We start from the raw sequence: 25,353 nt of genomic DNA on the forward strand, positions 1-25,353 counted from the left end.
GGTTTCCGATGACACAGGCGACGACCCACTTCACCACCGAAATCCGCGACCGTATCGATGCCTTCTTCGCCCGGCTTGGGCAGGGGCTGAATGCCTATCTCGAATCGCGCTGCCGCCGCGACCGGATCGAGGCGCTGGAGGCGAAATCGGACGAGGAACTGGCCCGGATGGGGCTGACCCGAGACGGCATCCCGGCCTATGTGTTCCGCGACATGATCTGGCTGTAACGGCCCGCGGGTCAGAGGGCGGCGGCCCGCAGGAAGGCGGGCCGCCGCCGCATCCGGTCGAGATAGGCGGTCAGCCGTGGCTCGATCACCGGAAAGCGCGCCGTCAGCGCCCAGGTCAGGCAATGGGCCAGGATGAAATCGGGCACCGTCATCCGCTCGCCCATCACGAATTCACCCTCGCCGATCCGGTGCACCAGGGTCTTCTGGCTGCGCTCGAACTCCCATCGCAGGGTGTTCTTGATCGCGCCCAGCCGCATCTCCTCGGGCAGCACGAAGCTGTGCCGCGCGGCCAGCCACAGGGCCGCGTCGAATTCGTCCAGCAGGAACTGGGTCAGGCTGTCCTGCCGGGCGCGGTCCAGCGTTCCGGCGGCATAGGTGAGGCCGCCATGGCGGTCGGCCAGATAGGTCAGGATGGCGGTGGAATCGGTGACCGGGGTGCCGTCGTCGATCAGCACCGGCACCTTGCCGGCGGGATTGAACTCGACCACGCCCTCGCCATGCGGATTGGCGGGGATATGGCGATAGGGCTGGCCCAGTTCTTCCAGCATCCACAGCACCCGCAGGCTGCGGCTTTTCGAGGTGCCGATCACGGTATACATGCCGGTCGCTAGTCCTTCCATTCCAGCACCAGCTGCGTCTGGGTGACGATGGCGGCGACCTTGCCGTCGCCGCGATAGATCGTCGTCTGCCAGATCTGCGTGGTGCGGCCGCGATGCAGCGGCTCGGACACGGCGCGGGCGGTGTCGCCGATGCGGATCGGCCGCAGGAAGTTGGTCTTGCTTTCCACCGTCGTGGTCGCGCGGTCCTCGGGCAGGTTCAGGAAGGTCGCGGTGCCGCCGGCATTGTCGGCCAGCCCCATGATCGCGCCGCCATGCAGCACCCCGTTGCGATTGGCCAGAAGCGGCGTCACCGGCATCTCGAATTCGACCCGCTCGGGCGTGGCCGCGATCAGCCTCGCGCCCAGATGCAGGGCGAATTCCGGCTGGTCTTCGGCCCCGCGCCGCGGGTGTTGTGCCTTGTCGTTCATGCTTGCCCTGCCAGATGGTTCGGCCCCATCTCGCCCGGCCGGTGCGGAAAAGACAAGACCGAAGCGTCAGGTCCGCCCGCAGGAGGCCAGTTGCGCGCGATACATCTGCGCGCGCTGGCCGACATTGGCCGAAACGCGCACCAGCCAGTCCTTCGACCGGTACGAGCCGCGCGCAAAGCCCGAGCGCCCCTCGTGATAGGCCAGGTATTGCGAGCGCGCATCCCATCTCGAGATGCCAAGCGCCTTGCTCGAGCCGTCCATGTACCAGCCCATGAAATCCGTCGCGTCGTCGATATCGTTGCGCTTGGCGCGGCGATTGCCGGTCTCGCGCATGTATTCCTCCCATGTGCCGTCCAGCGCCTGGCTATAGCCATAGGCGCTGCTCTGCCGGCCGATGGGGATGACCCCAAGCGCGTATTGATGCGGGGTGCGGGCGTCGCCCACGAATTTCGATTCCTGATGGATCGCGGCCATCTGCACATGGACCGGCACGCCCCATCGCCGCTCGGCCCGCTTCATGGCGCTGAAATAGGCCGGCCGTTCCGAGACCAGCGCGCAGGCGTTGTCGAGATTGCGCGGCGCCTTGTAGCTGCCACCGCCGCAGGAGGCGACCAGCGCGACGATCGCGAGTTTCAGAAGCCTGTTCATCCTGCCCTCTTGTCGTTTTCCGGCGATCTTACGGGAAAACGCGGCGGGTTGGAATCACAAAGCCGGAACCTCAGACCGACAGCACCGCCTGCACCGCCCGCCGCCAGGCGGCATAGCGCCGGTCGCGGGTCGCGGCTTCCATTGCCGGTTCGAAGCGCCGGTCGAGGCGCCAGGCTTTGGCATATTCGGCCGGGCCGGGGCAGAGGCCGGCGCGATAGCCGGCCAGCCAGGCGGCGCCCTGCGCGGTCGTCTCGGTATTCTTCGGGCGGTCCACTGGGGCGCCGAGGATATCGGCCAGGAACTGCATCGCCGGCTCGCTGGCGGTCATGCCGCCATCGACGCGCAGGACCGCATCACCCGCATCCGACCAGTCGGCGCGCATCGCCTCCAGCAGGTCGCGGGTCTGGAAGCCCACGCTTTCCAGCGCCGCGCGGGCCAGCTCGGCCGGGCCGGTATTGCGGGTCAGCCCGAAGATCGCGCCACGGGCTTCCGGCACCCAGTAGGGGGCGCCAAGGCCGGTGAAGGCCGGCACCATGATGATCTGCTGGCTGGCATCGGCCTGCGCGGACAGCGGCTGGGTTTCCTTCGCCTCGCGGATGATCTTCAGCCCGTCGCGCAGCCATTGCACCACCGCCCCGGCAATGAAGATCGAACCTTCAAGCGCATAGACCGGCTGTCCGCCCAGCTGATAGGCGATGGTGGTCAGCAGTCGGTTGTTCGACCGCACCGCCTGTTCGCCGGTATTCAGCAGCGCGAAGCAGCCGGTGCCATAGGTCGATTTCATCATGCCCGGATCAAAGCAGGCCTGGCCCACGGTTGCCGCCTGCTGGTCGCCCGCGACGCCGAGGATCGGGATCTCGCGGCCGAACAGATCGGCGCGGGTGGTGCCGAATTCGGCGGCGCAGTCGCGCACCTCGGGCAGCAGGGCGCGGGGCACGCCGAACAGCCGGCACATGTCCCCGGACCATTCGCCCCTGTGGATGTCATAGAGCATCGTGCGGCTGGCATTGGTCGCATCGGTGACATGGCCCCGCCCACCGGTCAGCTTCCAGATCAGGAAGCTGTCCACGGTGCCGAAGGCCAGTTCGCCCGCCTCGGCCCGCGCCCGCGCGCCCTCGACCTGATCGAGGATCCAGCCGATCTTCGTGGCGCTGAAATAGGGGTCCAGCAACAGCCCGGTGGTGGCGGTCACCTGATCCTCGACGCCTTCGGCCTTCAGCCGCGCGCAGAGATCGGCGGTCCGGCGGTCCTGCCAGACGATGGCGCGGTGGATCGGATGGCCGGTCTCGCGGTCCCAGATCACCACGGTCTCGCGCTGGTTGGTGATGCCGATGGCGTCGATGCGCGCGGTCTCGGCCTTCTCGATCGCCGCCCGGGCGGTGCCGGCGCTGGTCGTCCAGATGTCGTCCGGGTCATGCTCGACCCAGCCCGAGCGCGGGAAATGCTGGGTGAATTCCTGCTGGGCGCTGGCCAGCACCTGCAACTCGTCGCTGAAGACCAGCGCGCGGGAGGAGGTGGTGCCCTGATCGAGCGCGAGAATGGTCATGGCGATCCTCCTGCAACTTCTTCTTCAGTCAAATATCCCCGCCGGAGGCACCCGGCATCGGCCGTCAGCATGGATATTTGAATGAAGAAGAAAGGGGGCAGGATCGCGCCTGCCCCCCTTGTCGTGCCTATTGCTGCCAGCTTTTCACCAGTTCGTCATAGCTGACGGTTTCCGGCTGCGGCTTTTCGTTTTCCAGCTTCAGCTGCGGTGCGACGGTGCCGTTCTCCTTGGCGAAGTTGTTCCACCATTCCAGGTCGTGCTCCTCGGCCATCTTCGGGCCGATATCGCCCTGGATGCCTGCGCGCTCCAGCCGCTCAAGCACCTGCTCCTGTTCGGCGCAGAGGCTGTCCATGGCTTCCTGCGCGGACTTCGCCCCCGAGGAGGCATCCCCGATGGCCTGCCACCAAAGCTGCGCCAGCTTCGGATAGTCGGGCACGTTGGTGCCGGTGGGCGACCAGTTCAGCCGGGCGGGCGAGCGGTAGAATTCGACCAGACCGCCCAGTTCCGGCGCGCGCTCGGTGAAGCTTTCGTGCTGGATGGTGGATTCGCGGATGAAGGTCAGGCCGACATGCGCTTTCTTGGTGTCGACCGTCTTCGAGGTCACGAATTGCGCATAGAGCCATGCGGCCTTGGCGCGGTCATCCGGCGTCGATTTCAGGATCGTCCAGGACCCGGCATCCTGATAGCCCAGCTTCATGCCGTCCTGCCAATAGGCGCCGTGGGGCGAAGGCGCCATGCGCCATTTCGGGGTGCCGTCCTCGTTCATCACCGGGGTTCCGGGCTTCACCATGTCGGCGGTGAAGGTGGTATACCAGAACATCTGCTGGGCGACCTCGCCCTGTGCAGGCACCGGGCCGGATTCGCTGAAGGTCATGCCCTGCGCGGCAGGCGGGGCGTATTTGTTGATCCAGTCCAGATATTTCTGGATCGCATAGACCGAGGCCGGGCCGTTGGTGTCGCCGCCGCGGGCGACGCAGGAGCCGACCGGGCGGCTGTTTTCGTCGACCCGGATGCCCCATTCATCGACCGGCACGCCGTTCGGGATGCCCTTGTCGCCATTCCCGGCCATCGACAGCCAGGCATCGGTGAAGCGCCAGCCGAGGCTGGGATCCTTCTTGCCGTAATCCATGTGACCATAGACCGGCTTGCCGTCGATCTCGCGGCCGGTGAAGAATTCGGCAATGTCATCATAGGCGGACCAGTTCACCGGAACGCCCAGATCATAGCCGTATTTCGCCTTGAAATCGGCCTTGTTCTGCTCGTCGTTGAACCAGTCATAGCGGAACCAGTAGAGGTTCGCGAATTGCTGGTCGGGCAGCTGGTACAGGCTGCCGTCCGGCGCGGTGGTAAAGCTCTTGCCGATGAAATCGTCCAGATCGAGGCCCGGATTGGTCACATCCGCGCCCGCATTCGCCATCCAGTCGGTCAGGTTGCGGGCCTGCTGATAGCGCCAGTGGGTGCCGATCAGGTCGGAATCGTTGACATAGGCGTCATAGATATTCTCGCCCGACTGCATCTGGGTCTGCAGTTTCTCGACCACGTCCCCCTCGCCGATCAGGTCATGGGTGATCTTGATGCCGGTGATCGCGGTGAAGGCCGGAGCCAGCACCTTGGATTCATATTCATGCGTGGTGATGGTTTCCGAGACGACATTGATCTCCATCCCGGCGAAGGGGGCGGCGGCGTCGACGAACCATTGCATCTCGGCCTCCTGCTGCTCGCGGGTCAGGACCGAGTTGTCGATCTCTGCGTCGAGGAAGGCCTTGGCCTCCTCGATGCCCGCCTGCGTGGCGGTGGCCATCAGCGCAAGCGCCATGGCGGTTGTCAGGTGAAGTTTCATGGTTTCCTCCCTTTGGTGCCGATTGCTTCGGCGGTTTTCACACCCAGCGGAACACCGCTGCGGCGTAGATCAGGGCGACGGCCAGCCCGCCCCAGACCGGCATCCCCATCACCCCGAGCCAGATGAGGCAGATGAAGGCCGAGCCGAGCAGGCTGATGAACAGCCGGTCGCCGCGTGTGGTCATGATCCCGAGACTGCCCTTGCAGGGCGTTTCGGGAAAGCGGATCGCGAGCCATGTGAACAGGATCAGCAGCCCGGCGATGATGGTGAAGAACAGTGCGGTCGGAAAGACCCAGGCCATCCAGCCGCCCGGATCGAGGCCGCCGAACCAGTCCTTCGCCTCGTCCCGCACCGGCACCTGCGTGGTCAGCCAGAAGATGAGCCCAAGCCAGATCAGGCCGAGGATGGTGAAGCCGGTATTGATGGATCTGCGCATCAGTCTGCCCCCCCGGTTGCGTCCCGCGATGGCCGGGGGCGCTGCCCCCGGACCCCCGAGGTATTTGGAAAGAGGGCGAGGAGGGCGGGGTCATGGACCGGCTGCGGCATCACACCCTCCCCAGGGCGAAGCCCTTGGCGATGTAGTTGCGGACGAACCAGATCACGAGCGCGCCCGGAATGATGGTCAGGATGCCCGCCGCCGCCAGCACGCCCCAGTCGAGGCCCGAGGCGCTGACCGTGCGGGTCATCGTCGCCGCGATCGGCTTGGCGTTCACCGATGTCAGCGTACGCGACAAGAGCAGTTCCACCCAGGAGAACATGAAGCAGAAGAAGGCAGCGACGCCGATACCGGATGCGATCAGCGGCATGAAGATCTTCACGAAGAAGCGAGGAAAGGAATAGCCGTCGATATAGGCGGTCTCGTCGATTTCGCGCGGGACGCCTGACATGAAGCCTTCGAGGATCCAGACCGCCAGCGGCACGTTGAAGAGGCAATGCGCCAGCGCCACCGCGATATGCGTGTCGAAAAGCCCGATCGAGGAATAGAGCTGGAAGAAGGGCAGGGCGAAGACCGCCGCGGGCGCCATGCGGTTGGTCAGCAGCCAGAAGAACAGGTGCTTGTCGCCGAGGAAACGATAGCGCGAGAAGGCATAGGCCGCGGGCAGCGCCACGGTGATCGAGATGACCGTGTTCATCACCACATAGATCAGGCTGTTGACATAGCCCATGTACCATGAGGGATCGGTCAGGATGGTGCGGTAATTGGCCAGTGTCGGGTTCTGCGGCCAGAGGCTGAAGACGCCGAGGATCTCGCGGTTGGTCTTCAGGCTCATGGTCAGGAGCCAGTAGATCGGCAGCATCAGGAACAGCAGGTACAGCACCATGACGACGGCGGCGCCGCGGCCCCTGGATTCGGCAACGGCAGCCATCAGGGTGTCTCCTGTTCTTTGGTCATGACGGTGTAGAAGACGAAGGAGATCAGCAGGATCACGAGGAAATAGATCAGGCTGAACGCCGCCGCCGGCCCGAGGTCGAACTGGCCCACGGCCATCTTCACGAGGTCGATGGAGAGGAAGGTGGTGGCATTGCCCGGACCGCCGCCGGTCACCACGAAGGGCTCGGTATAGATCATGAAGCTGTCCATGAAGCGCAGCAGCACGGCGATCAGCAGCACGCCCTGCATCTTCGGCAGTTCGATATAGCGGAACACCTTCCAGCGGCTGGCCTGATCGATGCGCGCGGCCTGGTAATAGGCGTCGGGGATGGATTGCAGCCCGGCATAGCACAGAAGCGCGACGAGGCTGGTCCAGTGCCAGACATCCATGACGATCACCGTCACCCAGGCGTCGATGGGATCGTTGACATAGTTGTAGTCGATCCCGAGGCTGCTCAGCGCATAGCCCAGAAGCCCGATATCGACGCGGCCGAAGACCTGCCAGATGGTGCCGACGACGTTCCACGGGATCAGCAGCGGCAGCGCCATCAGCACCAGGCAGAAGGACGCCCAGACGCCCTTTTTCGGCATGTTCAGCGCGACGAAGATGCCCAGCGGGATCTCGATCGCGAGGATGATGGCCGAGAACAGGATCTGCCGGCCGAGCGCGGCGCGGATGCGGTCGGAATGGATCACCTCCTCGAACCATTCGAGGCCGGCCCAGAAGAACTGGTTGCCGCCGAAGGTGTCCTGGACCGAGTAATTGACCACGGTCATCAGCGGCAGCACGGCGGAAAACGCGACCAGCGCCAGAACCGGCAGCACCAGGAACCAGGCGCGGTTGTTGAGCGGCTTGTCCATCAGGCGGCCCTTTCCTGTGTGGCGGGATCGACGCGCCAGTCATCGGCATAGACATGCGCATGGGCCGGGTCGGGGATCACCCGGTCCGCGGCTTCGGGGATCGGCTGGCCTTCGGGGACGATCACGTTCACCTCGGCGCCGCCGACATGGCCGCGCACGATGCGGTGATGGCCGACATCCTCGATCCGGCGGAGAGCGAAGGGCAGCCCCGCGCCGCCCGTGCCGAGGCGCAGGAATTCCGGGCGGATGCCCAGCTGGGTCTTGCCCGACAGCGGCGCATAGCCATGGGCCAGCGCGACGCTTGCGCCCTCGACATGCGCGGTGGCGCCCTCGACGCGGGCCTCGATCAGGTTCATGCCGGGCGAGCCGATGAAATAGCCGACGAAGGTATGTTCGGGCGCGTTGAACAGTGCCTCGGGAGTGCCGGCCTGCACCACGCGGCCGTCATACATGACCACCACCTGATCGGCGAAGGTCAGCGCTTCGGTCTGGTCATGGGTGACATAGATCATCGTATGGCCGAAGCGGCGGTGCAGATCCTTCAGCTGGGTCCTGAGTTCCCATTTCATATGCGGGTCGATGACGGTCAGCGGCTCGTCGAAGAGGATCGCGTTCACGTCCTGCCGGACCATGCCGCGGCCGAGGCTGATCTTCTGCTTGGCATCCGCCGTCAGCCCCTTCGCGCGGCGGTCCAGCACGTCGCTCATGCCGATCATCTCGGCCACCTCGGCGACGCGGGCGCCGACCTCGGCCTCGGCCAGCCCGCGATTGCGCAGCGGGAAGGCCAGGTTGTCGCGCACCGACATGGTGTCGTAGACGACCGGGAACTGGAACACCTGCGCGATATTGCGCTCGGCCGTGGGTAGGCCGGTCACGTCACTGTCGCCGAACAGGATGCGCCCCTGCGAAGGCACCAGCAGCCCCGAGATGATGTTCAGAAGCGTAGATTTCCCGCAGCCCGAGGACCCCAGCAGCGCATAGGCGCCGCCATCCTGCCAGGTCAGCGTCATCGGCTTCAGCGCCCAGTCCTCGTCCCGCGACGGGTTGGGCAGATAGCTGTGGGCCAGGTTTTCAAGTGTGATCCGTGTCATGGTTTCCTCCCCTCCGGCATCCCTTACGCGGCGGCGGCGTAGGGGGCGGCGCGGGCCAGCGCGCCCTCGGGCGTGAACAGGTAGATATGGGCGGGGTCCAGCCAGACGGTCAGGTTCTGGCCGTGGTCCAGCTTGTGGACGCCCTCGACCAGCCCGACCCAGCGGTCCTGTCCGTGGCGCAGATGCAGGAAGGTTTCGGCGCCGGTGATCTCGGTCGTGTCGAGAACCGTGGCAAGCGGCACCGAACCCGGCGTCTCGTGCAGCGACAGATGGGCGGCGCGGAACCCGGCCAGATAGCGTCCATCGCGCAGATCGCCCGCGTCCCATTCGGCGGAATGGATGCCGGCGCGGCCGGATTTCAGCGCCACTTCCTTGAAATTCATCGGCGGATCGCTGAACACCCGCGCGGTGATGGCATCCCGCGGGGCGCGATAGACCTGCGGGGTGGGGCCGAACTGCGTCACCCGGCCCTCCCACAGCGCCGCGGTATGGCCGCCCAGCAGCAAGGCCTCTTCGGGTTCGGTTGTGGCGTAAACGAAGATCGCGCCCGATTCCTCGAAGATGCGCGGGATCTCGGCCCGCAATTCCTCGCGCAGCTTGTAGTCCAGATTGGCCAGCGGCTCGTCCAGCAGCACCAGACCGGCGCCCTTGACCAGCGCGCGGGCCAGCGCGCAGCGCTGTTGCTGGCCGCCCGACAGTTCCAGCGGACGGCGCTGCAGCATCGGCGTCAGGCGCATCATCTCGGCGGTCTCGCGGACGCGGCGGTCGATCTCGTCCCGGGCGACGCGCATCAGCCGCAGGGGCGAGGCGATGTTGTCGTAAACGCTCATCGAGGGGTAGTTGATGAACTGCTGATAGACCATCGCCACCCTGCGGTCCTGCACCCGCTGGTCGGTCACGTCCTGACCGTTCCAGAATACCCGGCCCCCGGTCGGACGGTCCAGCCCGGCCATCAGCCGCATCAGCGTGGTCTTGCCGGCCAGTGTCGGGCCCAGCAGCACGTTCATGCTGCCGGGGCGCAGGGTCAGGTCGGTCGAATGGACATGCACGCGCCCGCCGACCGATTTCGAGATGCCGCGAAGTTCCAGTGTCATGCGGCGGCCCTCTGCTGCGTCATCCATTCCTCCAATGCACCGATCCGGGCCGCATCCAGCCGCAGCCCCAGCTTGCTGCGCCGCCAGACCACATCCTCGGCATGGTGGGCGAATTCGTGATCCATCAGCCAGCGCGTCTCGGCCTCGGTCAGCGTGGCGCCGAAATCGCGGCCAAGATCGGCGGCGACCTTCGCCCCGCCCAGCATCCGGCCCGCGTCGGTGCCATAGGCGCGCACCAGCCGCGTCGCCCATGGCCGATCCAGAAACGGAAATTCCGCCCGCAGCCGGGCAACCAGCGCCTCGACCCCATCGACCGGGAAATCGCCGCCGGGCAGCGGCACGCCTGCCGTCCATGCCGGGCCGGCCCTGTCGAAATGCGGGGCCAGCTTTTCCAGTGCATGTTCGGCCAGCCGGCGATAGGTGGTGATCTTGCCGCCGAAGACATTGAGGCAGGGCGCCCCCGCTGTGTCCAGCGACAGCACATAGTCGCGCGTCGCCGCCGTGGCCGATTTCGCCCCGTCATCATAAAGCGGGCGCACCCCGGAATAGGTCCAGACGACCTGATCCCGCGTCACCGGCCGGGCGAAATAGCGTGAGGCGAAGGCGCAGAGATAGTCCTGCTCCTCGGGCGTGCATTCCGCCGCCAGCGGGTCGCCATGATGATCGCGGTCGGTGGTGCCGATCAGGGTGAAATCCTCCTGATAGGGGATCGCGAAGATGATCCGCCCGTCGGCGCCCTGAAAGAAATAGGCCTTGCCGTGATCGAACAGCTTCGGCACCACGATATGGCTGCCGCGGACCAGCCGCACGGTCTCGGTGCCGGGCAGATGGGCCACGTCGCGGATCACCTGCCCGACCCATGGCCCGCCGGCATTGACCAGCGCGCGGGCACGAAAGACGCGCCCATCCTCCAGCGTCACCCGCCACGATCCGCCCTCGCGCGCGGCCTCGGACACAAGGGCGCCGACCATGATCGCGGCCCCGCGTTGGGCGGCGTCGCGCGCGTTCAGCGCCACCAGCCGCGCATCGTCCACCCAGCAATCGCTGTATTCATAGGCCTTCTGCAGCCGGTCCTGCAGGGGCGCGCCCTCGGGCGTGCCCTTCAGCGACAGGCTGGCGGTGCCCGGCAGGATCTTCCGCCCCCCCAGATTGTCATACAGGAACAACCCCGCCCGGATCAGGAAATTCGGCCGGTGGCCCCTGTTCCATGGCATCATCAGGCCCAGCATCCGGCTGACCGGCGTGTCGGATTCGAAGGTCATCTGCGGGTCCAGCGGCAGCACGAAGCGCATCGGCCGGCTGATATGCGGCATAGCGCGCAGCAGCACCTCGCGTTCCTTCAGCGCCTCGCGCACCAGCCGGATTTCCAGATATTCCAGATAGCGCAGGCCGCCGTGAAACAGCTTGGTGGATTTCGAGCTGGTGGCCTGCGCCAGATCGCCCATCTCGGCCAGCCGCACCGACAGGCCCCGGCCCGCCGCATCCCGCGCGATGCCGCAGCCATTGATGCCGCCGCCAATGATGAACAGGTCGGTGATCTCCGACATGGGCCTCCCCCTCGCTTGGCGCATCCGATCATGAACGCGCGCGGTCTGTCAACGTGGATTTTCGCTAATGCGCGTTTATATTCGAATTGACAAAAGCCGCGCATGGCGTTTCCGTAAGGGCATGTGGGAAGGGGGCCGTTCATGGCATTGAACATCCGCCAGATGGAAATCCTGGATCTGGCGCGGGCCACGGGCCGGGTCGGCGTCGAGGATCTGGCCGGGCGATTCGAGGTGACCTTGCAGACCATCCGCCGCGATCTGGGCGAACTGGCCGATCAGGGCATGCTGGACCGCGTCCATGGCGGCGCGGTGATGCGCTCGGGCGTCAGCAATATCGGCTACGAGGAACGACGGCGCATGAATGACGAGGCCAAGGCCGCCATCGCCCGGGCCTGCGCCGCCCAGATCCCCGACAATTGCAGCATCGTCATCAATCTCGGCACCACGACCGAGGCGGTGGCGCGCGAGTTGCTGAGCCACCGCAACCTGACCGTCATCACCAACAACATGAACGTGGCCAATATCCTCGTCGCCAACGAATCCTGCGAGATCATGGTGGCGGGCGGGGCGCTGCGGCGTTCGGATGGCGGGCTGGTGGGCGACCTGACCACCGAGTTCATGGCCCAGTTCAAGCCCGATTACGCCATCATCGGCACATCGGCGCTGGATGCCGATGGCGATCTGCTGGATTTCGACATGGCCGAGGTGCGGGTCAGCCGGGCCATCGCCGGGCTGGCGCGCAAGACCTATCTGGTCACCGATGTCAGCAAGCTGGAACGTTCGGCGCCGATCCGCATCATCTCGATCGGGGATCTGGATTCGGTCTTCGTGGACAAGCCCCTGCTGAGTTCGCTGATGCAGCGATGCGTCGAATGGGGGACACGGGTGATCGTGGCCGGCTGAAGGGCGCCCTGCCGGAAAGCCGGGTCCGGGCCGGCGCCGCCTGCGCGGGTTCACCTCCGTGCCTGCGACATATCGTCTGAATTGCCGGAACGGTGCATTCAGATGCCCCGCAGGCGGTCTTTTGTGATATGATCAACTTGTCCGGGATGGTCCCGGTACGCGACTGCTTAATTGCAACAGTCGCGTGGCGCTGGAAGGCCGGGGAGGAAGCTGCGCCGCGTGAACCTAACCACGACGCCGTTACTCGTATCACGAGTTTGCTTTCGTTATCCGCACTTGCGCCGCCCGTCTCCTCATTCTGGCCTGCGTCTTCGGCGGCGCATTCCTATATTCTCACGTCAGAAGGCGGGGCTGCCATGACCCAGACGAACTTGGAAGATACGCTGACCACACTTGCGACTCACCTCCGGGAAGCTGACCGCCGGGATCAGACCGATGCGCTGACCCGGCTGCGCCAACTCATCACGATGGCCGGTCCGACGGGTGCCGTCACGACCAAGGTCGGTGCAGACGAGGACGACGAGGAAGATCTGCTGCTGGACAACGTTCCGCTTTGATACCCCCCAGAATCGGCATCAAGGCGGAGGGCGCCGCCGGGCTCACCACGGCGGCGCCGATCTCACTTTGGCGCGGCGGGCGGCTTCAGCAGGGTCGCAAGCGCCGCGATCTCGTCCGCGCCGCGCGTTGCCAGCAACTGTTCCAGTCGCCGGAAACGGGTCAGGACCTCGTGGCCGGTCGCCGTCACGGTCGCACCGCCTCCGCCCGGCCCGCCGCGGCTGCTGTCGACCAGCGGTGTGGCGAAGGCCGCGTTCATCTCCTCGACCAGTGACCAGGCCCGCTTGTAGCTCATCCCCATCTCGCGCCCGGCCGCACTGATCGAGCCGAGCCGGTCGATCAGGGTCAGCAGTTCGGCCTTGCCCGGACCCAGTACCAGAGGTGCGTCATATTCCAGCCGCAGCTTGATGCGCGGGGTTGAATGATTCATTGGCCCGATCCTTTCGCACGGCGCGGCATTCGCCCGTCCAGCGCCCGCACCAGCAGGCCGGCGCGCCGCTGGTGCATCATTTCATGGGTACAGCTTTCGGCCTGCACGCGCGCGGCCCCGGCAAGACCGCGCAGGCGCGCGGGCGTAAGCGCCGGGTCCGAGATGCAGCGCGCCAGCGCCGCCGCATCGCCGCGGGGCACGAAGACCGCATTCACGCCGTTCGCCGCCACCTCGCGGTTGCCCGGCGTATCCGAGGCGATGACCGGCACGCCCTGCGAGAAGGCGTCCAGAATGATCCGCGGCTGCTCGTCATTCGTTGTAGGCACCAGCACGGCGTGATAGCCGCGCAGCAATGGCAGGAACTCGGTGGCATAGGCCACCTCGCGCAGCATGTTCACGCGGACATGGCGGGCATGGGCGGCGAATTCGGCCAACTCCGCCTCCATGGTCCCCTTCCCGATGATGTCCAGCCGTGCCGCGATGCCATCGGCCTCAAGGGCTTTCAACGCCTCGAGCACGACATCGGTACCCTTCTGCACCGCCAGCCGCGAGGCGAGAAGAAGCCGCAGATCGGCGGACTTTTCGTCCCAGCTCTGCTGCAACTCGGCCTCGGACACGACATCCTCCTGACGTATCCACGAGGCCGGGGTCACTGCCGAGATCCCGTCGGGGCCGACCGGCAGGGATTCGGCATAAGAGCGGTGGGTATAGACGGCAAGCCGCGCCCGGGCACAGCTCCAGCGGGCAAAGCGTTCGGTCAGTGCGGCCTCGGCCCGGCGTCGCGCACTGGCCTCGGTTCCTTCCGGAACGCGCCAGAACGCGCCCTCGATATTGATCACCAAGGGCAGGCCACGGCGCAGCGTCATCGGGTTCAGAAACACGCCCGGCGGCACCGGCCAGCCGGCCACGCCGCTATGGACCACATCGGCCTGCGCCAGCCCCTGCCGCATGGCGCGAATCATGCCCGGCGCATGGCGCGGCACCTGGCGGCGGCTGGTCATGACCGGACCCGTGGTGATGAAATCGATGCTCTGGCCGGGGTCTGGTTCGACCGGAAACTGATGCTCATCGCCCAGATCGTCCACCTCGACGGCAAGGATCAGCATGTTCGGCAGATAGGCCAGATGCGTCATCAGGTCACGATGCCAGCGGTCCCCGATCCAGACCCTGCCGCCCGCATCGCGGCGGAACGGCACCAGCGAACTGAGCAGATAGGTGCGGTCGGACATCATGGCACGGCAGGCCGCGAAATGGTCGCTCATCGGTTTCCTTCTCTGTGACGGCCTGACCGGAATTTCCGCGCCTGCGGCGCAAGATAGGCGATTTCCTGCCACGCCGCAATTTTCCGGGTCGCTTCGCTGCGTCACTTCAGCCGGAACTTGCGGTGCGGTCGCCACCGGCTATGCTTCCCTCGGATTTGCTGCTGGAGGAAGCCGCCATGTCTGATACCCAAATCGTCATTCTGTCGGGCGCGCGCAGCGCGATCGGCACATTCGGCGGCAGCCTGGCTGCCATTCCGCCGATCGATCTCGCGACCGCCGTCACCAGGGCCGCGATCGAACGCGCCGACATCGCGCCCGATCAGGTCGGGCAGGTGGTCTTCGGCCATGTCATCAACACCCAGCCGCGCGACGCCTATCTCAGCCGCGCGGCGATGCTGCAGGCCGGCGTGCCGCATACCACGCCGGCGATGAACGTGAACCGGCTGTGCGGCTCGGGCGCGCAGGCGGTCGTCTCGGCCACCCAGGCGCTGCTGCTGGGGGATGCCGATTTCGCCGTCGCGGGCGGCGCCGAAAGCATGAGCCGCGCGCCCTATATCGTGCCCTCGGCCCGATTCGGCGCGAAGATGGGCGACCAGCAGATGCTGGACATGATGGTCGGCGCGCTGACCTGCCCGATGGGCACCGGCCATATGGGCGTCACCGCCGAGAATGTCGCGGCCGAACATGACATCAGCCGCGAGGCGCAGGACGAATTCGCGCTGGAATCGCAGAAACGCGCGGCGGCGGCGATCGCGGCCGGGCATTTCAGGGATCAGATCGTGCCGATCGAGGTCAAGTCGCGCAAGGGCCCGGTCGCCTTCGACACCGACGAACACCCGAAGGAGACGACGCTGGACAAGCTCGCCGGGCTGAAGGCGGTGTTCCAGAAGGGCGGCTCGGTGACTGCGGGCAATGCCAGCGGCATCAATGACGGCGCCGCAGCCCTGGTTCTGGCGCGCGCCGACGCGGCCGAGAAGGCCGGCCTGACCCCGCGCGCCCGCATCCTCGGCTACGCGGTCGCGGGCGTGCGCCCCGAGGTGATGGGCATCGGCCCGATCCCGGCGGTCGAGGCGCTGATGAAGCGCACCGGCCTTTCGGTGGGCGATTTCGACGTGATCGAATCGAACGAGGCCTTCGCCTCGCAGGCGCTGGCGGTCAGCAAGGCGCTCGGCCTTGATCCGGCGAAGGTGAACCCGAACGGCGGCGCCATCGCGCTCGGCCACCCGGTCGGCGCGACCGGGGCGATCCTGACCGTCAAGGCGCTCTACGAGCTCGAGCGGACCGGCGGCCGCACCGCGCTGATCACCATGTGCATCGGCGGCGGGCAGGGCATCGCCCTCGCGATCCAGCGTATCTGACGCACCCCGGCCCAGCCGGAAACGCAGCAAGAAGGCCGCCTTCGGGCGGCCTTGCCATGCGGGATCCGGCGTCGTGAGGGCCGCTCGCCCCGAAATGGAACGGGCCGCCTCAGATCAGGGCGGCCCGCGAGATCCACGGAGATGGTCCGGTTAGGGATGGATAGGATCCGTCCGGTCCCAATCAGGGTTTACGACCCTTGGGGCTGCCCTCAGGCCACGGCCCCCCTGACTGTTCCGACACCTCTCTCCAATATCACTCTCGACACTGGACCACCTCCTTTCAATAAGTTGCCGTTGTATTGAAAGGGTGCCACAGATCCGAAATCTGTCAATCAGATTTCGCGCCGAACCCGCAACAAATTGCGGACAATGAGGCGGAAAGGCACAAGGGCAAGTAGGGCCAGACCCAGCTTGACCAGCCAGTCGGCCATTGCCAGGGACATCCACAAGGCCATCTCCGGGCCGGCGCCAAGCAGCGGCACGGCTTCATTCGCCCAGCCTGTATTGGCGTCCACGGGCAGGCTGGCCGAGAAGGCGATGCCGAAGAACAGCAGCGTGTCGACCACCGAGCCGACCAGCGTCGAGGCCAGCGGCGCCACCCACCAGCGGGCCTTGCGCAGCATGTCGAAGATCGCCACATCCAGCATCTGGGCGACCAGGAAGGCCGTGCCCGAGCCGATGGCGATGCGCAGCGTGGTCTTGTCGAGGCCGGCCGCGACCAGCGAGCACAGGACCCCGACGACAAAGCCCGACAGCACCACCCGGCGCGCCGGGGCCGCGCCATAGACGCGGTTCATCACGTCGGTGACAAGGAAGGCAAGCGGATAGGTGAAGGCGCCCCATGTCAGCCAATCGCCGATGACGAACTGCACGAGGATGTTCGATGCCACCACGATGGCGGCCATGGCAAGAATGCCGGGCAGATAGCGGATCATAAGATTTTTTCCGTTTTACAAGGTCGCGGAACAACTCGGCCCCGCCGACGGGCGGAACAGCGCGCGGATACGCGCTGCAGGGGGGCGTTGTCAATCGCCGCGCCCTGTCTTCCGGGGCCTCTCGCGCTCTTTGCAAATACCTGCGGGGTGAATTGGCCGTAGGCCAAGAGGGGGCGGCGAGCCCCCTTTTTCCCGGCCGCGCTCAGTCGCGCAGCCGGTATTCGACCAGTTCGGTGCGCTGCAGGATCAGGAAATTGTCGTCCGACACCATGGTCAGGCGGATCCCCTGACCGTCATGCCAGACCGCCAGCCCTTCCAGATTGTCATATTGCAGCGGCTGGCTCTCCAGCAGGATCTCCTCGTCGCGCGGCCCGTCCTCGGTCAGCCGCATGCGCCGGACGCGCGAGGCAAAGCCCAGGACGCCGCGAAAATCGCGCTCCAGCAGATAGAAGAACCCGTCGGGGCCGAGATCGGCGCCGACCGGCAGCCAGCGCGGGTCGCGGCGAATCTCGGTGAGCCGGCGCCATTCGCCCTCGGAAAACTGCAGGACCGGAAACGGCCGGGCCTCGCCGCCCGACCGCTCGGGCAGGGCGATCAGGCCGCCGTCGCGGCGAATCGCCAGGGCCTCCAGCCCGGCATTGACCCGCATCCCCGGCAGATCCGGCGGCCGCGGCTGGCGGATCGCGGCGGCATCGGGGTCGTCATAGGCGGCCAGCCGGTCAAGCCCCTCGAAGCTGACCCAGATGCGGCCGTCCCCGCCGATCGCCAGTCCTTCGCTGTCGCCCAGATAGCCCGGCTTCAACGGCACACCCTTGCCGTCGCGCAGATGCGCCCGCCCGGCGATGCTCATGCCGCGAATCACGCCCTGCGGGTCGCGCTCGATGCTGCCCCAGTAAAGCCAGGCCCGGTCGCTGAGGACATGGAAGCCGCTGCCGTCCGGGCTGATCTCGATGCCGGAAAAGCCGCCGAAACTGGCCTCGCCGCCATGCCAGACATAGGTGCCGACATAGTCCAGCGTCGCCGCCGGGGCGGGGCCGCCGGCGGCCGAGATCAGGGCGGCCGACATGAAGACCGCGAGGGCCGCGCTCAGGGCGCGGCGGCGACGGTTCGGCATTGCGCGGGCAGTTCGCTCAGCCGATAGCTGCGCGGATGGCGGTAATTCGGATCGGGCGGGGCGGGCTTGACGCGGCTAGGATCCATCCGGTTCCGGATCCATTCGGCCGCCTCGGCACAGCCATCGCCCTGCGGCGGCGCGTCCTGGGTGCTGCAGATCGATCCCTTCGGGCAGGCCAGCCGGACGTGGAAATGATAGTCATGCGCGTTCAGGGGCCGGACCTTGCGCAGCCAGCTGCGGTCGCCGGTCTCGGTCTGGCACATGGCCAGCTTGACCACCGGGTCGGTAAAGACCCGCTCGACCCGCGGATCGCGGGCGGCGGCGCGCAGGATCGCCATATGGCCCGGATTGTAATTGCCCGACAGCGCCGTGCCGCCGCGCGCCACCGCCGATACCGACGAGATATTCTCGCGCTGCGACGGCGACAGGTTCAGCGATGCGGGCGGCAGCATCCAGATATCCGCGTCCAGCCCCAGCTGATGGCTGGCATGGCCCGAGATCATCGGCCCGCCGCGTGGCTGGCTGATATCGCCGATATAAAGCCCCTTCCAGCCGGCCCGCTGCGCCGCCTGCGACAGCCCGACCAGAAAGTCGATCATCTGCGGGTGGCCCCAGTTGCGGTTGCGCGACAGCCGCATCGCCTGCCAGCTTGGGCCGGATTCGGGCAGTTGCACGAAGCCCTGCCCGCAGCCCTTGGAATAGAAGCCGATCGAGACGGCGGGCCCCTGCGAGGCGCTTCGGAATCCGCCGAACACATCCTTGGCCAGGGGTTCGGACAGCGCGGGCGAAGCCAGCCCCAGGATCAGGGCGGCGGCGGTCAGGATGTTGCGGATCACTGCTTTGCCTCTCCTTCGGGTCGGACCCAGACTAGCAGAACCAGTGCCAGAAGAAACAGCGCGATCAGCGGCGAGATGCCGATGCGCTGGTTTCCGGTCCAGCCGGTGACCACGGCGATCAGGAACGGGGCGAGGAAGGCCGTGGCCTTGCCCGACAGCGCATAGAGGCCGAAGCCTTCGGTGGCGCGCTCCTCGGTCGTGTGGCGGACCATCATCGTGCGGCTGGCCGCCTGCAGGGCGCCGCCGGCGCCGCCGATCAGCGCGCCGCAGAAGAAGAAGACCAGATCCGGCAGCCGCAGCGATCCCAGCAGCGGCGCCTCGGGCATGGCGATGCCGAACAGGGTCGCCGGATCCATGCCGACCAGGGTCACGCAGACCGCGATCAGCACCAGGATGCAGGCGATGATCACCGGCCGCGGCCCCCAGCACCGGTCCGCGCGCCCGCCGATCCAGCTGATGATCGCGGCCGAGATGGCGCTGATGACGCCGAAGACCCCGGCCAGAAAGACCGGCCAGCCGAGGACGGTGCCGGCATAGACGCCGCCAAAGCCGTAAAGCGCGTTCAGCGCGTCGCGCGACAGCATCGACGAGACCAGCCAGCTGGCGAGGCTCGGGCGATGCCGCAGGCTGCGGATCAGCGCCCAGAGGTCGCGCATCGCCACGCCCGGCCGGATCGGCCGGCGCGGCCCCGGCGCCTCCTTCACCCACAGGAAGAAGGGAATCATGAAGACCGCGTACCAGATCGCCACGAAGGGGCCGACAAAGCGGGTGCCCTCGCGCTCGGCCGGATCGAGGCCGAACAGCGGCTCGATCCCGATCAGCGTGCGGCCGCTGGGCGTTTCCTGAAACAGCGCCAGCATGATCGCCAGCGCGGCGACGCCGCCCAGATAGCCGAAGGCATAGCCCGAGCCGGACAGCCGCCCGATCTCGTCGCGCGGGGCGAGGCCGGGCAGCATGGCATTGGTGAAGATCGCCGCGAACTCGACGCCGATCAGGCCGATCCCGAACAGCACCACCGCCTGGATCAGCGCCGGCTGCTGCGGCATCAGCAGCCACAGCCCGGCCGCGCCGATGACATAGAGGCCCGAGAACAGCCAGACCCAGGGCATCCGCCGCCCCGAGGTATCGGCGACCGCCCCCAGCACCGGCGCCAGCAGGGCGATGACGATACCGCTGACCGACAGCCCGTAACCCCACAGGCTCTGCGCATGCGCGCCGGCCAGCGAGACGCCGTCGCCGATGGCGATGAAATGGCGTTTGGCCACCTCGGCGAAATAGACCGAGAAGATGAAGGTCAGCAGCAGCGTGTGATAGGGCTGGCTGGCCCAGTCGAAGAACCACCAGCCCCAGATCCGCCTGCGATCCATATGCTGCCCCTTCCTGTCGCGTTTTGGCCCATAAGGCCCAAGGGCGGTCAGGCTGGCAAGCGTCCTCTTGCCGCGTCGGGGATTTCCGGCGGCCATGGCCGGGTAGCGTCGGCCTCGATCCACGATCCGACCCAGCCGGGCAGCGCCGGGCTGACCCCGGAATGGCCCAGGGCCTGTGCCAGCGTCGCCGGCGCGACGATGCCCTGCGCCGAGGTGACGGCCGAGCGGATCATCACCTGATTGCAGCAGTCCCGCCCCTTCCACATCGACTGGTCCATATAGATGAAGCGCTGGTCCCAGCCGACCATGCGCGAGACCATGGTGAACCGCTCGAACGCCCGGATCCGGCGGCGATATCGGGTCGAGTTGCCGGCGACGGTGATCCCCCAGCCGTTCTGCCGCAGCACCGGGATCAGCCCGGTGCGATGCGCCAGCGGCAGCCGGCCCAGATCGAACAGGGTCAGGGTGCGGCCGTTGTTCAGCTCGATCCAGGGATCCAGATCCCAGGGCCAGCACATATGGGTCGAGACATGCGCGTCCAGAAGGCCCAGTCGGGGCGCGTTGCGGAACTTGATCATTTCCTTGGCAAAGCGGATCAGCGGATACATGGCATTCCCCTTCTGTTGCGCCCTGGCTGAACGCTGTTGCCCTTCGCGTCAACCCGGACGCTGCGGCAATCGGCTTGCGCCCCGCCGCGCCCGCCGCCATACAAGGGCCAATCGCTGCGAAGAGGCCAAGATGGGAACGCTGTACGAAGCCCTGCAACTGATCCTGCAGGTGGTGTGGTTCATCATGATCGTCCATATCATCATGTCCTGGCTGATCAATTTCCAGGTGCTGAACCTGCGCCAGCCGCTGGTCGCGCAGCTCTGGGACGGGCTGAACCGGATGCTCGAGCCGCTGTACCGGCCGATCCGCAATATCCTGCCCAATACCGGCGGGCTGGATCTGGCGCCGCTGGTCGTGTTCATCATCATCATCATCCTGCAACGCGCCCTGGCCAACAACGCCGGCTTCTTCTACGGGATGTGATGCCGGCGGATCTGCTGCGACAGGTCTGGGGCTTCGACGGTTTCCGCCCCGGCCAGCAACAGATCGTCGAGACGGTCGCCCAAGGCCGGGACGTGCTGGCGATCATGCCCACCGGCGGCGGCAAGTCGCTCTGCTATCAGCTTCCGGCGCTGATGCGCGAGGGCGTGACCGTGGTCATCTCGCCGCTGATCGCGCTGATGCGCGATCAGGTCCGGGCGCTGCGCGAGGCGGGCGTGGCCGCCGGCGCGCTGACCAGCGGCAATACCCAGGACGAGACCGATCAGGTCTTTCAGGCGCTGGGGCAGGGCGGGCTGAAACTTCTCTACATGGCGCCCGAACGGCTGGCCTCGGGCGGTACGGTGAACCTTCTGCGCCGCGCCGGCGTCACCGCCATCGCCGTGGACGAGGCGCATTGCGTCAGCCAGTGGGGCCATGACTTCCGCCCCGACTATCTGCGTATCGGCGAATTGAAGCGCGCCCTGGACGTGCCGCTGGCCGCCTTTACCGCCACCGCCGACGCCGAGACCCGGGCCGAGATCGTCGCCCGCCTGTTCGACGGGCGCGAGCCGATGACCTTCCTGCGCGGCTTCGATCGCCCGAATATCCGGCTGGCCTTCCAGCCCAAGGACAGCCCGCGCCGGCAGTTGATGGATTTCGTCGCCGCCCGCCGCGGCCAGTCGGGCATCATCTATTGCGGCAGCCGCGCCCGGACCGAGACATTGGCGGCCGCGCTGAACGAGGCCGGCCATTCCGCCGTCGCCTATCACGGCGGCATGGAGGCCGAGCCGCGCCGCGAGGTCGAGGCCCGGTTCCAGCGCGAGGACGGGCTGATCGTGGTGGCGACGGTGGCCTTCGGCATGGGCATCGACAAGCCCGATATCCGCTGGGTCGCCCATGCCGACCTGCCGAAATCCATCGAGGCCTATTATCAGGAGATCGGCCGCGCCGGCCGCGACGGCGATCCGGCAGAGACGCTGACGCTTTACGGCCCCGACGACATCCGCCTGCGCCGGACCCAGATCGACGAGGGGCTGGCCGACGCCGCCCGCAAGGGGGCCGATCACGCGCGGCTGAACGCGCTTCTGGGTCTGGCCGAGGCGACCGGCTGCCGCCGCCGCCGACTGCTGGCCTATTTCGGCGAGGAGATGTCCGGGGATTGCGGCAATTGCGACCTCTGCCAGAGCCCGCCGCAGCTGTTCGACGGCACCGAGGCCGTGCGCAAGGCGCTGTCGGCGATGCTGCGCACGGGCGAATGGTTCGGCAGCGGCCACCTGATCGACATCCTGACCGGCAGCGCCACCGCCAAGGTGCGCGAGCGCGGCCATGACCGCCTGCCGACCTTCGGCGTCGGGCAGGACTTCAGCCGCAGCCAGTGGCAGGCGATCTTCCGGCAGATGATGGGGCTCGATCTCTGCCGTCCCGATCCCGAACGCCACGGCGCGCTGCACCTGACCGATGCCGCCCACCCGATCCTGCGCGGCGAGGACCGCGTCACCCTGCGCCATGACACCGCCATGCGCGCCAGGGCCGGCAATGTCGTCCGCGCGCAGGTGCCCGATGAGGACGAGCCGCTGTTCTCGGCCCTGAAGGCGAAACGCCGGGCGCTGGCCGAGGCCGCCCGCGTGCCCGCCTATGTCATCTTCCCCGACCGCACCCTGATCGAGATGGCCGGCCGCCGGCCGCAGACGCTGGACCAGATGGCGCAGGTCAGCGGCGTCGGCGCGAAAAAGCTGGAAAGCTATGGCCGCGACTTCCTTTCGGTGATCGCCGGCGACCAGCCCGACATGCACCCGCATCGCCGGGCGTTGGCCGGCCGCCCGGAAGGTGCGTTGTTCGACCGGCTGGCCGAGACCCAGACCCGGCTGATGCGCGGCGAGGACGGCACCGAAAAGCCGCTCTCCTGCTCGACCGCACAGATCCGCCGCATCGCCGAGGCCCGTCCCGCCGATCGCTCGGCCCTGTCGCGCCACCTCGACGCGCCCCGCCTCGACCGTTTCGGCGCGGCCTTCCTGCAGGAAATCAACGGGGCCTGATCCGGGCTGCGCGCCGGCGCGGCCGTCGGGTCGGGCCGATTCCGGTCAGCAGGACTTCCCCGATGCAACGGCCACCGTGCGCAAGCTGTGTACGGCCTGTGCACATCCTGTGCCCGCCCGGTGTATGCCCTGAGATCGGCTGTGCCCAGCATTTGCTGGGCCTTCCGCGCTCCGCCCGAAAATCCCCGCAACAGGCAACCCGCGCCCGTTGCGCGGCCCCCGCCTCGCCCTCGACCTGCGGCATGAGGGGCGCGATCACGGGCATGTCATCGGCCGCACCTGTAACGCCCGGCCACGCCGGGACGAAGGGTAATAGGAATGTGATACGCAATTCGGCCGCCCGCACCCGGTCTGTGCGATGATGGGTCCGCATCGGCCGCCGGGAAAGAACCATCGGAGAGAGAAGATGAAACTGACATGGTCCGACGTCACCCCGCTATCCGCCCGGCTGAACCGCCGCGGCTTCCTCGCGGCCGGTGCGGCGCTGGCGGCCTCACCCGCGCTGGCCCTGACCGGGGCGCCCTCGTCCCTGTCCACCGATCAGCCGCCCAACAGTTTTGAAGAAATCACCAATTACAACAACTTCTACGAATTCGGCACGGCCAAGGAGGATCCCGCGCGCCATGCCGCCAACATGACCACCGATCCCTGGTCGGTCGAGATCGGCGGCCTGGTCGAGCGTCCCGGCAGCTATGGCGTCGAGGATATCGCCCCCGAGAACGCGCTCGAGGAACGCATCTACCGGCTGCGCTGCGTCGAGGCCTGGTCGATGGTGATTCCCTGGATCGGCGTGCCGCTGGCCTCGGTCCTGCAGAAGGCCGGGGTGCAGCCCGGCGCGAAATACGTCGCCTTCGAGACGCTCTATCGCCCCGACGAGATGCGCGGCCAGCGCTACCCGATTCTCGACTGGCCCTATCGCGAGGGGCTGCGGCTGGACGAGGCCATGCACCCGCTGACGATTCTGGCGACCGGCCTCTATTCCGATCCGCTGCCCAATCAGAACGGCGCCCCGATCCGGCTGGTGGTGCCATGGAAATATGGCTTCAAATCGATCAAGTCGGTGGTGAAGATCACCCTGACCGACAATCAGCCGGTCTGCACCTGGCAGAAGATGCAGCCTTCGGAATACGGCTTCTTTGCCAATGTGAACCCCGAGGTCGATCACCCCCGCTGGAGCCAGGCGACCGAACGCCGGATCGGCGCCGGGCTGTTCGGCGGCCGGCAGGAGACGGTCAGGTTCAACGGCTATGGCGATCAGGTGGCCTCGCTTTACGCCGGCATGGATCTGGCGAAGAACTACTGATGGTCCGCTGGCTGAACGACAGGTTGCGCCGCCTGCCGGTCTGGGCGGTCTGGCTGGGCGGTCTCATTCCGCTGGCGCTGCTGGTCTGGGACACCTTCACCGGCGGGCTGGGAATCGATCCCGTCCGCGACATCGAGTTCCGGCTTGGACGGACCGCGCTGTATTTCCTGATCGCCAGTCTCGGCGTGACGCCGCTTCTGCGCCTCTCGCGCATCAGCCTGATGCGGTTCCGCCGGGCGCTCGGGCTTTTGTGCTTCACCTATGCCGTGCTGCATGTGCTGGCCTGGCTCAGCATGGATATGGGGTTCCTCTGGGCGCAGATGGCCAAGGATATCGTCAAGCGCCCCTATCTGCTGTTCGGCATGACCGCGTTCCTGCTGCTGCTGCCGCTGGCGCTGAGTTCGAACAACCTGTCCCTGCGGCGCATGGGCGCGCAGGCCTGGCGGCGCCTGCACCGGCTTGTCTATCTCGCGGCACCGCTGGTGGCGCTGCACTGGATCTGGTCGCTGAAGACGTTTCCGGTCGAACCGTTGCTGTGGCTGGCCGTGATTCTGGCGCTTCTGGCGCTGCGGCTGGCGGTCCCGCGCCCCCTGCGCCGCGGAGGGTTGCGCGGCTCTGGAAAAGAAATGGCGTGAAATCAGTCTGTTAAGATAAAAACGGCAATTCCGCGAAGATTCTTGTCGAATCCCTCTTGCGGGTCCCGGCGCCGGTCCGTAAATACCCGCTCACCGAGACGGCGGGAACGCAGGAACGGGACGGAGCGAAGGCCAACGGGCTGAAACTTCGGAAGAAATCAGGAAGCAAGCGGCTGGATCAAGCGCTAAGAGATTGGCGCTCCGGTTGTATTTGTTTCCTTTGCTTTTTGACATTATTGGATTGAATGAAGGGATATGCGGGCGGTTTGGTCGTTTTTCGACTGAGGAGTTTGCATATCGGCCTGGTAGGGGTTTCCCGATGATCCAGGTGTCAGCT

General features: G+C 66.7%; 26 protein-coding genes. 8 read left to right on the forward strand and 18 right to left on the reverse strand.

Annotation, left to right across the window (positions count from 1 at the left end; translation table 11 throughout):
• The first annotated feature begins 8 nt into the window (after positions 1-8).
• The gene (locus KNW02_RS13855) at positions 9-227 is read left to right on the forward strand and encodes a hypothetical protein (protein WP_216033874.1); all 219 of its coding nucleotides are present in this window, start codon (positions 9-11) and stop codon (positions 225-227) included.
• 11 nt (positions 228-238) lie between these two features.
• On the opposite strand, the gene KNW02_RS13860 is transcribed toward KNW02_RS13855, so the two are convergent.
• From KNW02_RS13860 to glpD, 11 genes are all read right to left on the reverse strand, one after another.
• Positions 239-826 carry a glutathione S-transferase family protein gene (locus KNW02_RS13860; protein ID WP_216033875.1) on the reverse strand — a complete coding sequence of 196 codons (588 nt, stop codon included), beginning with the start codon at positions 824-826 and terminating at the stop codon, positions 239-241.
• A gap of 8 nt (positions 827-834) precedes the next feature.
• Entirely contained in the window at positions 835-1,254 is a 420-nt protein-coding gene (locus tag KNW02_RS13865; protein WP_216033876.1) for a PaaI family thioesterase, read from the reverse strand.
• Positions 1,255-1,320: 66 nt separating this feature from the next.
• The gene (locus tag KNW02_RS13870; RefSeq protein ID WP_216033877.1) at positions 1,321-1,902 is read right to left on the reverse strand and encodes a transglycosylase SLT domain-containing protein; all 582 of its coding nucleotides are present in this window, start codon (positions 1,900-1,902) and stop codon (positions 1,321-1,323) included.
• 70 nt (positions 1,903-1,972) lie between these two features.
• A complete protein-coding gene (gene glpK, locus KNW02_RS13875; protein ID WP_216033878.1) occupies positions 1,973-3,448 on the reverse strand; it encodes a glycerol kinase GlpK in 1,476 nt (491 codons plus the stop codon).
• Positions 3,449-3,575: 127 nt separating this feature from the next.
• On the reverse strand, positions 3,576-5,288 hold the full coding sequence (locus KNW02_RS13880) for an ABC transporter substrate-binding protein (RefSeq protein WP_216033879.1): 1,713 nt from the start codon (positions 5,286-5,288) through the stop codon (positions 3,576-3,578).
• Positions 5,289-5,325: 37 nt separating this feature from the next.
• Positions 5,326-5,589 carry a DUF2160 domain-containing protein gene (locus KNW02_RS13885; RefSeq protein WP_348524734.1) on the reverse strand — a complete coding sequence of 88 codons (264 nt, stop codon included), beginning with the start codon at positions 5,587-5,589 and terminating at the stop codon, positions 5,326-5,328.
• 244 nt (positions 5,590-5,833) lie between these two features.
• On the reverse strand, positions 5,834-6,655 hold the full coding sequence (locus KNW02_RS13890; RefSeq protein WP_216033881.1) for a carbohydrate ABC transporter permease: 822 nt from the start codon (positions 6,653-6,655) through the stop codon (positions 5,834-5,836).
• Positions 6,655-7,521 carry a carbohydrate ABC transporter permease gene (locus KNW02_RS13895; protein WP_216033882.1) on the reverse strand — a complete coding sequence of 289 codons (867 nt, stop codon included), beginning with the start codon at positions 7,519-7,521 and terminating at the stop codon, positions 6,655-6,657. Before KNW02_RS13895 ends, KNW02_RS13890 begins: the two co-directional genes overlap by 1 nt.
• Complete coding sequence (locus KNW02_RS13900) at positions 7,521-8,612, reverse strand: ABC transporter ATP-binding protein (RefSeq protein ID WP_216033883.1); 1,092 nt, start codon at positions 8,610-8,612, stop codon at positions 7,521-7,523. Before KNW02_RS13900 ends, KNW02_RS13895 begins: the two co-directional genes overlap by 1 nt.
• A 23-nt stretch (positions 8,613-8,635) precedes the next feature.
• The gene (locus KNW02_RS13905; RefSeq protein ID WP_216033884.1) at positions 8,636-9,706 is read right to left on the reverse strand and encodes an ABC transporter ATP-binding protein; all 1,071 of its coding nucleotides are present in this window, start codon (positions 9,704-9,706) and stop codon (positions 8,636-8,638) included.
• Positions 9,703-11,253 carry a glycerol-3-phosphate dehydrogenase gene (gene glpD, locus KNW02_RS13910; RefSeq protein ID WP_216033885.1) on the reverse strand — a complete coding sequence of 517 codons (1,551 nt, stop codon included), beginning with the start codon at positions 11,251-11,253 and terminating at the stop codon, positions 9,703-9,705. The genes KNW02_RS13905 and glpD overlap by 4 nt, the downstream gene beginning before the upstream one ends.
• A 141-nt stretch (positions 11,254-11,394) precedes the next feature.
• Between glpD and KNW02_RS13915 the strand changes: the two genes are divergently transcribed.
• Both KNW02_RS13915 and KNW02_RS13920 read left to right on the forward strand, forming a co-directional pair.
• Positions 11,395-12,156, forward strand: a complete 762-nt coding sequence (locus tag KNW02_RS13915; RefSeq protein WP_216033886.1) for a DeoR/GlpR family DNA-binding transcription regulator — start codon at positions 11,395-11,397, stop codon at positions 12,154-12,156.
• A 356-nt stretch (positions 12,157-12,512) separates the two neighbouring features.
• Positions 12,513-12,713: a hypothetical protein gene (locus KNW02_RS13920; RefSeq protein ID WP_216033887.1), complete on the forward strand. Its 201-nt coding sequence runs from the start codon at positions 12,513-12,515 to the stop codon at positions 12,711-12,713.
• Between the two features lie 62 nt (positions 12,714-12,775).
• Here the strand turns inward: KNW02_RS13920 and KNW02_RS13925 are convergent, their stop codons facing one another.
• Together KNW02_RS13925 and KNW02_RS13930 are read right to left on the reverse strand one after the other, a co-directional pair.
• Positions 12,776-13,141, reverse strand: coding sequence for a winged helix-turn-helix domain-containing protein (locus KNW02_RS13925; RefSeq protein WP_216033888.1), 366 nt, complete (start codon positions 13,139-13,141; stop codon positions 12,776-12,778).
• Positions 13,138-14,403 (reverse strand): glycosyltransferase family 4 protein, encoded by a 1,266-nt coding sequence (locus KNW02_RS13930; protein ID WP_216033889.1) that lies wholly within the window; start codon positions 14,401-14,403, stop codon positions 13,138-13,140. The genes KNW02_RS13925 and KNW02_RS13930 overlap by 4 nt, the downstream gene beginning before the upstream one ends.
• 176 nt (positions 14,404-14,579) lie before the next feature.
• Here KNW02_RS13930 and KNW02_RS13935 point away from each other — a divergent pair, with 176 nt between their 5' ends.
• Positions 14,580-15,761, forward strand: a complete 1,182-nt coding sequence (locus KNW02_RS13935) for an acetyl-CoA C-acyltransferase family protein (RefSeq protein ID WP_216033890.1) — start codon at positions 14,580-14,582, stop codon at positions 15,759-15,761.
• A gap of 332 nt (positions 15,762-16,093) precedes the next feature.
• Here KNW02_RS13935 and KNW02_RS13940 read toward each other — a convergent pair whose 3' ends face one another.
• The 5 genes from KNW02_RS13940 to KNW02_RS13960 all read right to left on the reverse strand — a co-directional run bounded on the left by KNW02_RS13940 (position 16,094) and on the right by KNW02_RS13960 (position 20,621).
• Positions 16,094-16,696 (reverse strand): queuosine precursor transporter, encoded by a 603-nt coding sequence (locus tag KNW02_RS13940; protein WP_216033891.1) that lies wholly within the window; start codon positions 16,694-16,696, stop codon positions 16,094-16,096.
• 202 nt (positions 16,697-16,898) lie between these two features.
• On the reverse strand, positions 16,899-17,810 hold the full coding sequence (locus tag KNW02_RS13945; protein WP_216033892.1) for an esterase-like activity of phytase family protein: 912 nt from the start codon (positions 17,808-17,810) through the stop codon (positions 16,899-16,901).
• A complete protein-coding gene (gene mepA, locus KNW02_RS13950) occupies positions 17,783-18,646 on the reverse strand; it encodes a penicillin-insensitive murein endopeptidase (protein ID WP_216033893.1) in 864 nt (287 codons plus the stop codon). The genes KNW02_RS13945 and mepA overlap by 28 nt, the downstream gene beginning before the upstream one ends.
• Positions 18,643-20,013, reverse strand: coding sequence for an MFS transporter (locus KNW02_RS13955; RefSeq protein WP_216033894.1), 1,371 nt, complete (start codon positions 20,011-20,013; stop codon positions 18,643-18,645). Before KNW02_RS13955 ends, mepA begins: the two co-directional genes overlap by 4 nt.
• A gap of 47 nt (positions 20,014-20,060) precedes the next feature.
• Entirely contained in the window at positions 20,061-20,621 is a 561-nt protein-coding gene (locus tag KNW02_RS13960) for an acyl-CoA thioesterase (RefSeq protein WP_216033895.1), read from the reverse strand.
• 130 nt (positions 20,622-20,751) lie between these two features.
• Here KNW02_RS13960 and KNW02_RS13965 point away from each other — a divergent pair, with 130 nt between their 5' ends.
• The 4 genes from KNW02_RS13965 to msrQ all read left to right on the forward strand — a co-directional run bounded on the left by KNW02_RS13965 (position 20,752) and on the right by msrQ (position 25,016).
• On the forward strand, positions 20,752-21,045 hold the full coding sequence (locus KNW02_RS13965; RefSeq protein WP_216033896.1) for a YggT family protein: 294 nt from the start codon (positions 20,752-20,754) through the stop codon (positions 21,043-21,045).
• On the forward strand, positions 21,045-23,078 hold the full coding sequence (gene recQ, locus KNW02_RS13970; RefSeq protein ID WP_216033897.1) for a DNA helicase RecQ: 2,034 nt from the start codon (positions 21,045-21,047) through the stop codon (positions 23,076-23,078). Before KNW02_RS13965 ends, recQ begins: the two co-directional genes overlap by 1 nt.
• 406 nt (positions 23,079-23,484) lie before the next feature.
• Positions 23,485-24,381, forward strand: coding sequence for a protein-methionine-sulfoxide reductase catalytic subunit MsrP (gene msrP, locus KNW02_RS13975; RefSeq protein ID WP_216033898.1), 897 nt, complete (start codon positions 23,485-23,487; stop codon positions 24,379-24,381).
• A complete protein-coding gene (msrQ, locus tag KNW02_RS13980) occupies positions 24,381-25,016 on the forward strand; it encodes a protein-methionine-sulfoxide reductase heme-binding subunit MsrQ (RefSeq protein ID WP_216033899.1) in 636 nt (211 codons plus the stop codon). Before msrP ends, msrQ begins: the two co-directional genes overlap by 1 nt.
• Positions 25,017-25,353 lie beyond the last annotated feature (337 nt).

Source organism: Paracoccus marinaquae, from assembly GCF_018860165.1.
Lineage (GTDB): Bacteria > Pseudomonadota > Alphaproteobacteria > Rhodobacterales > Rhodobacteraceae > Paracoccus > Paracoccus marinaquae.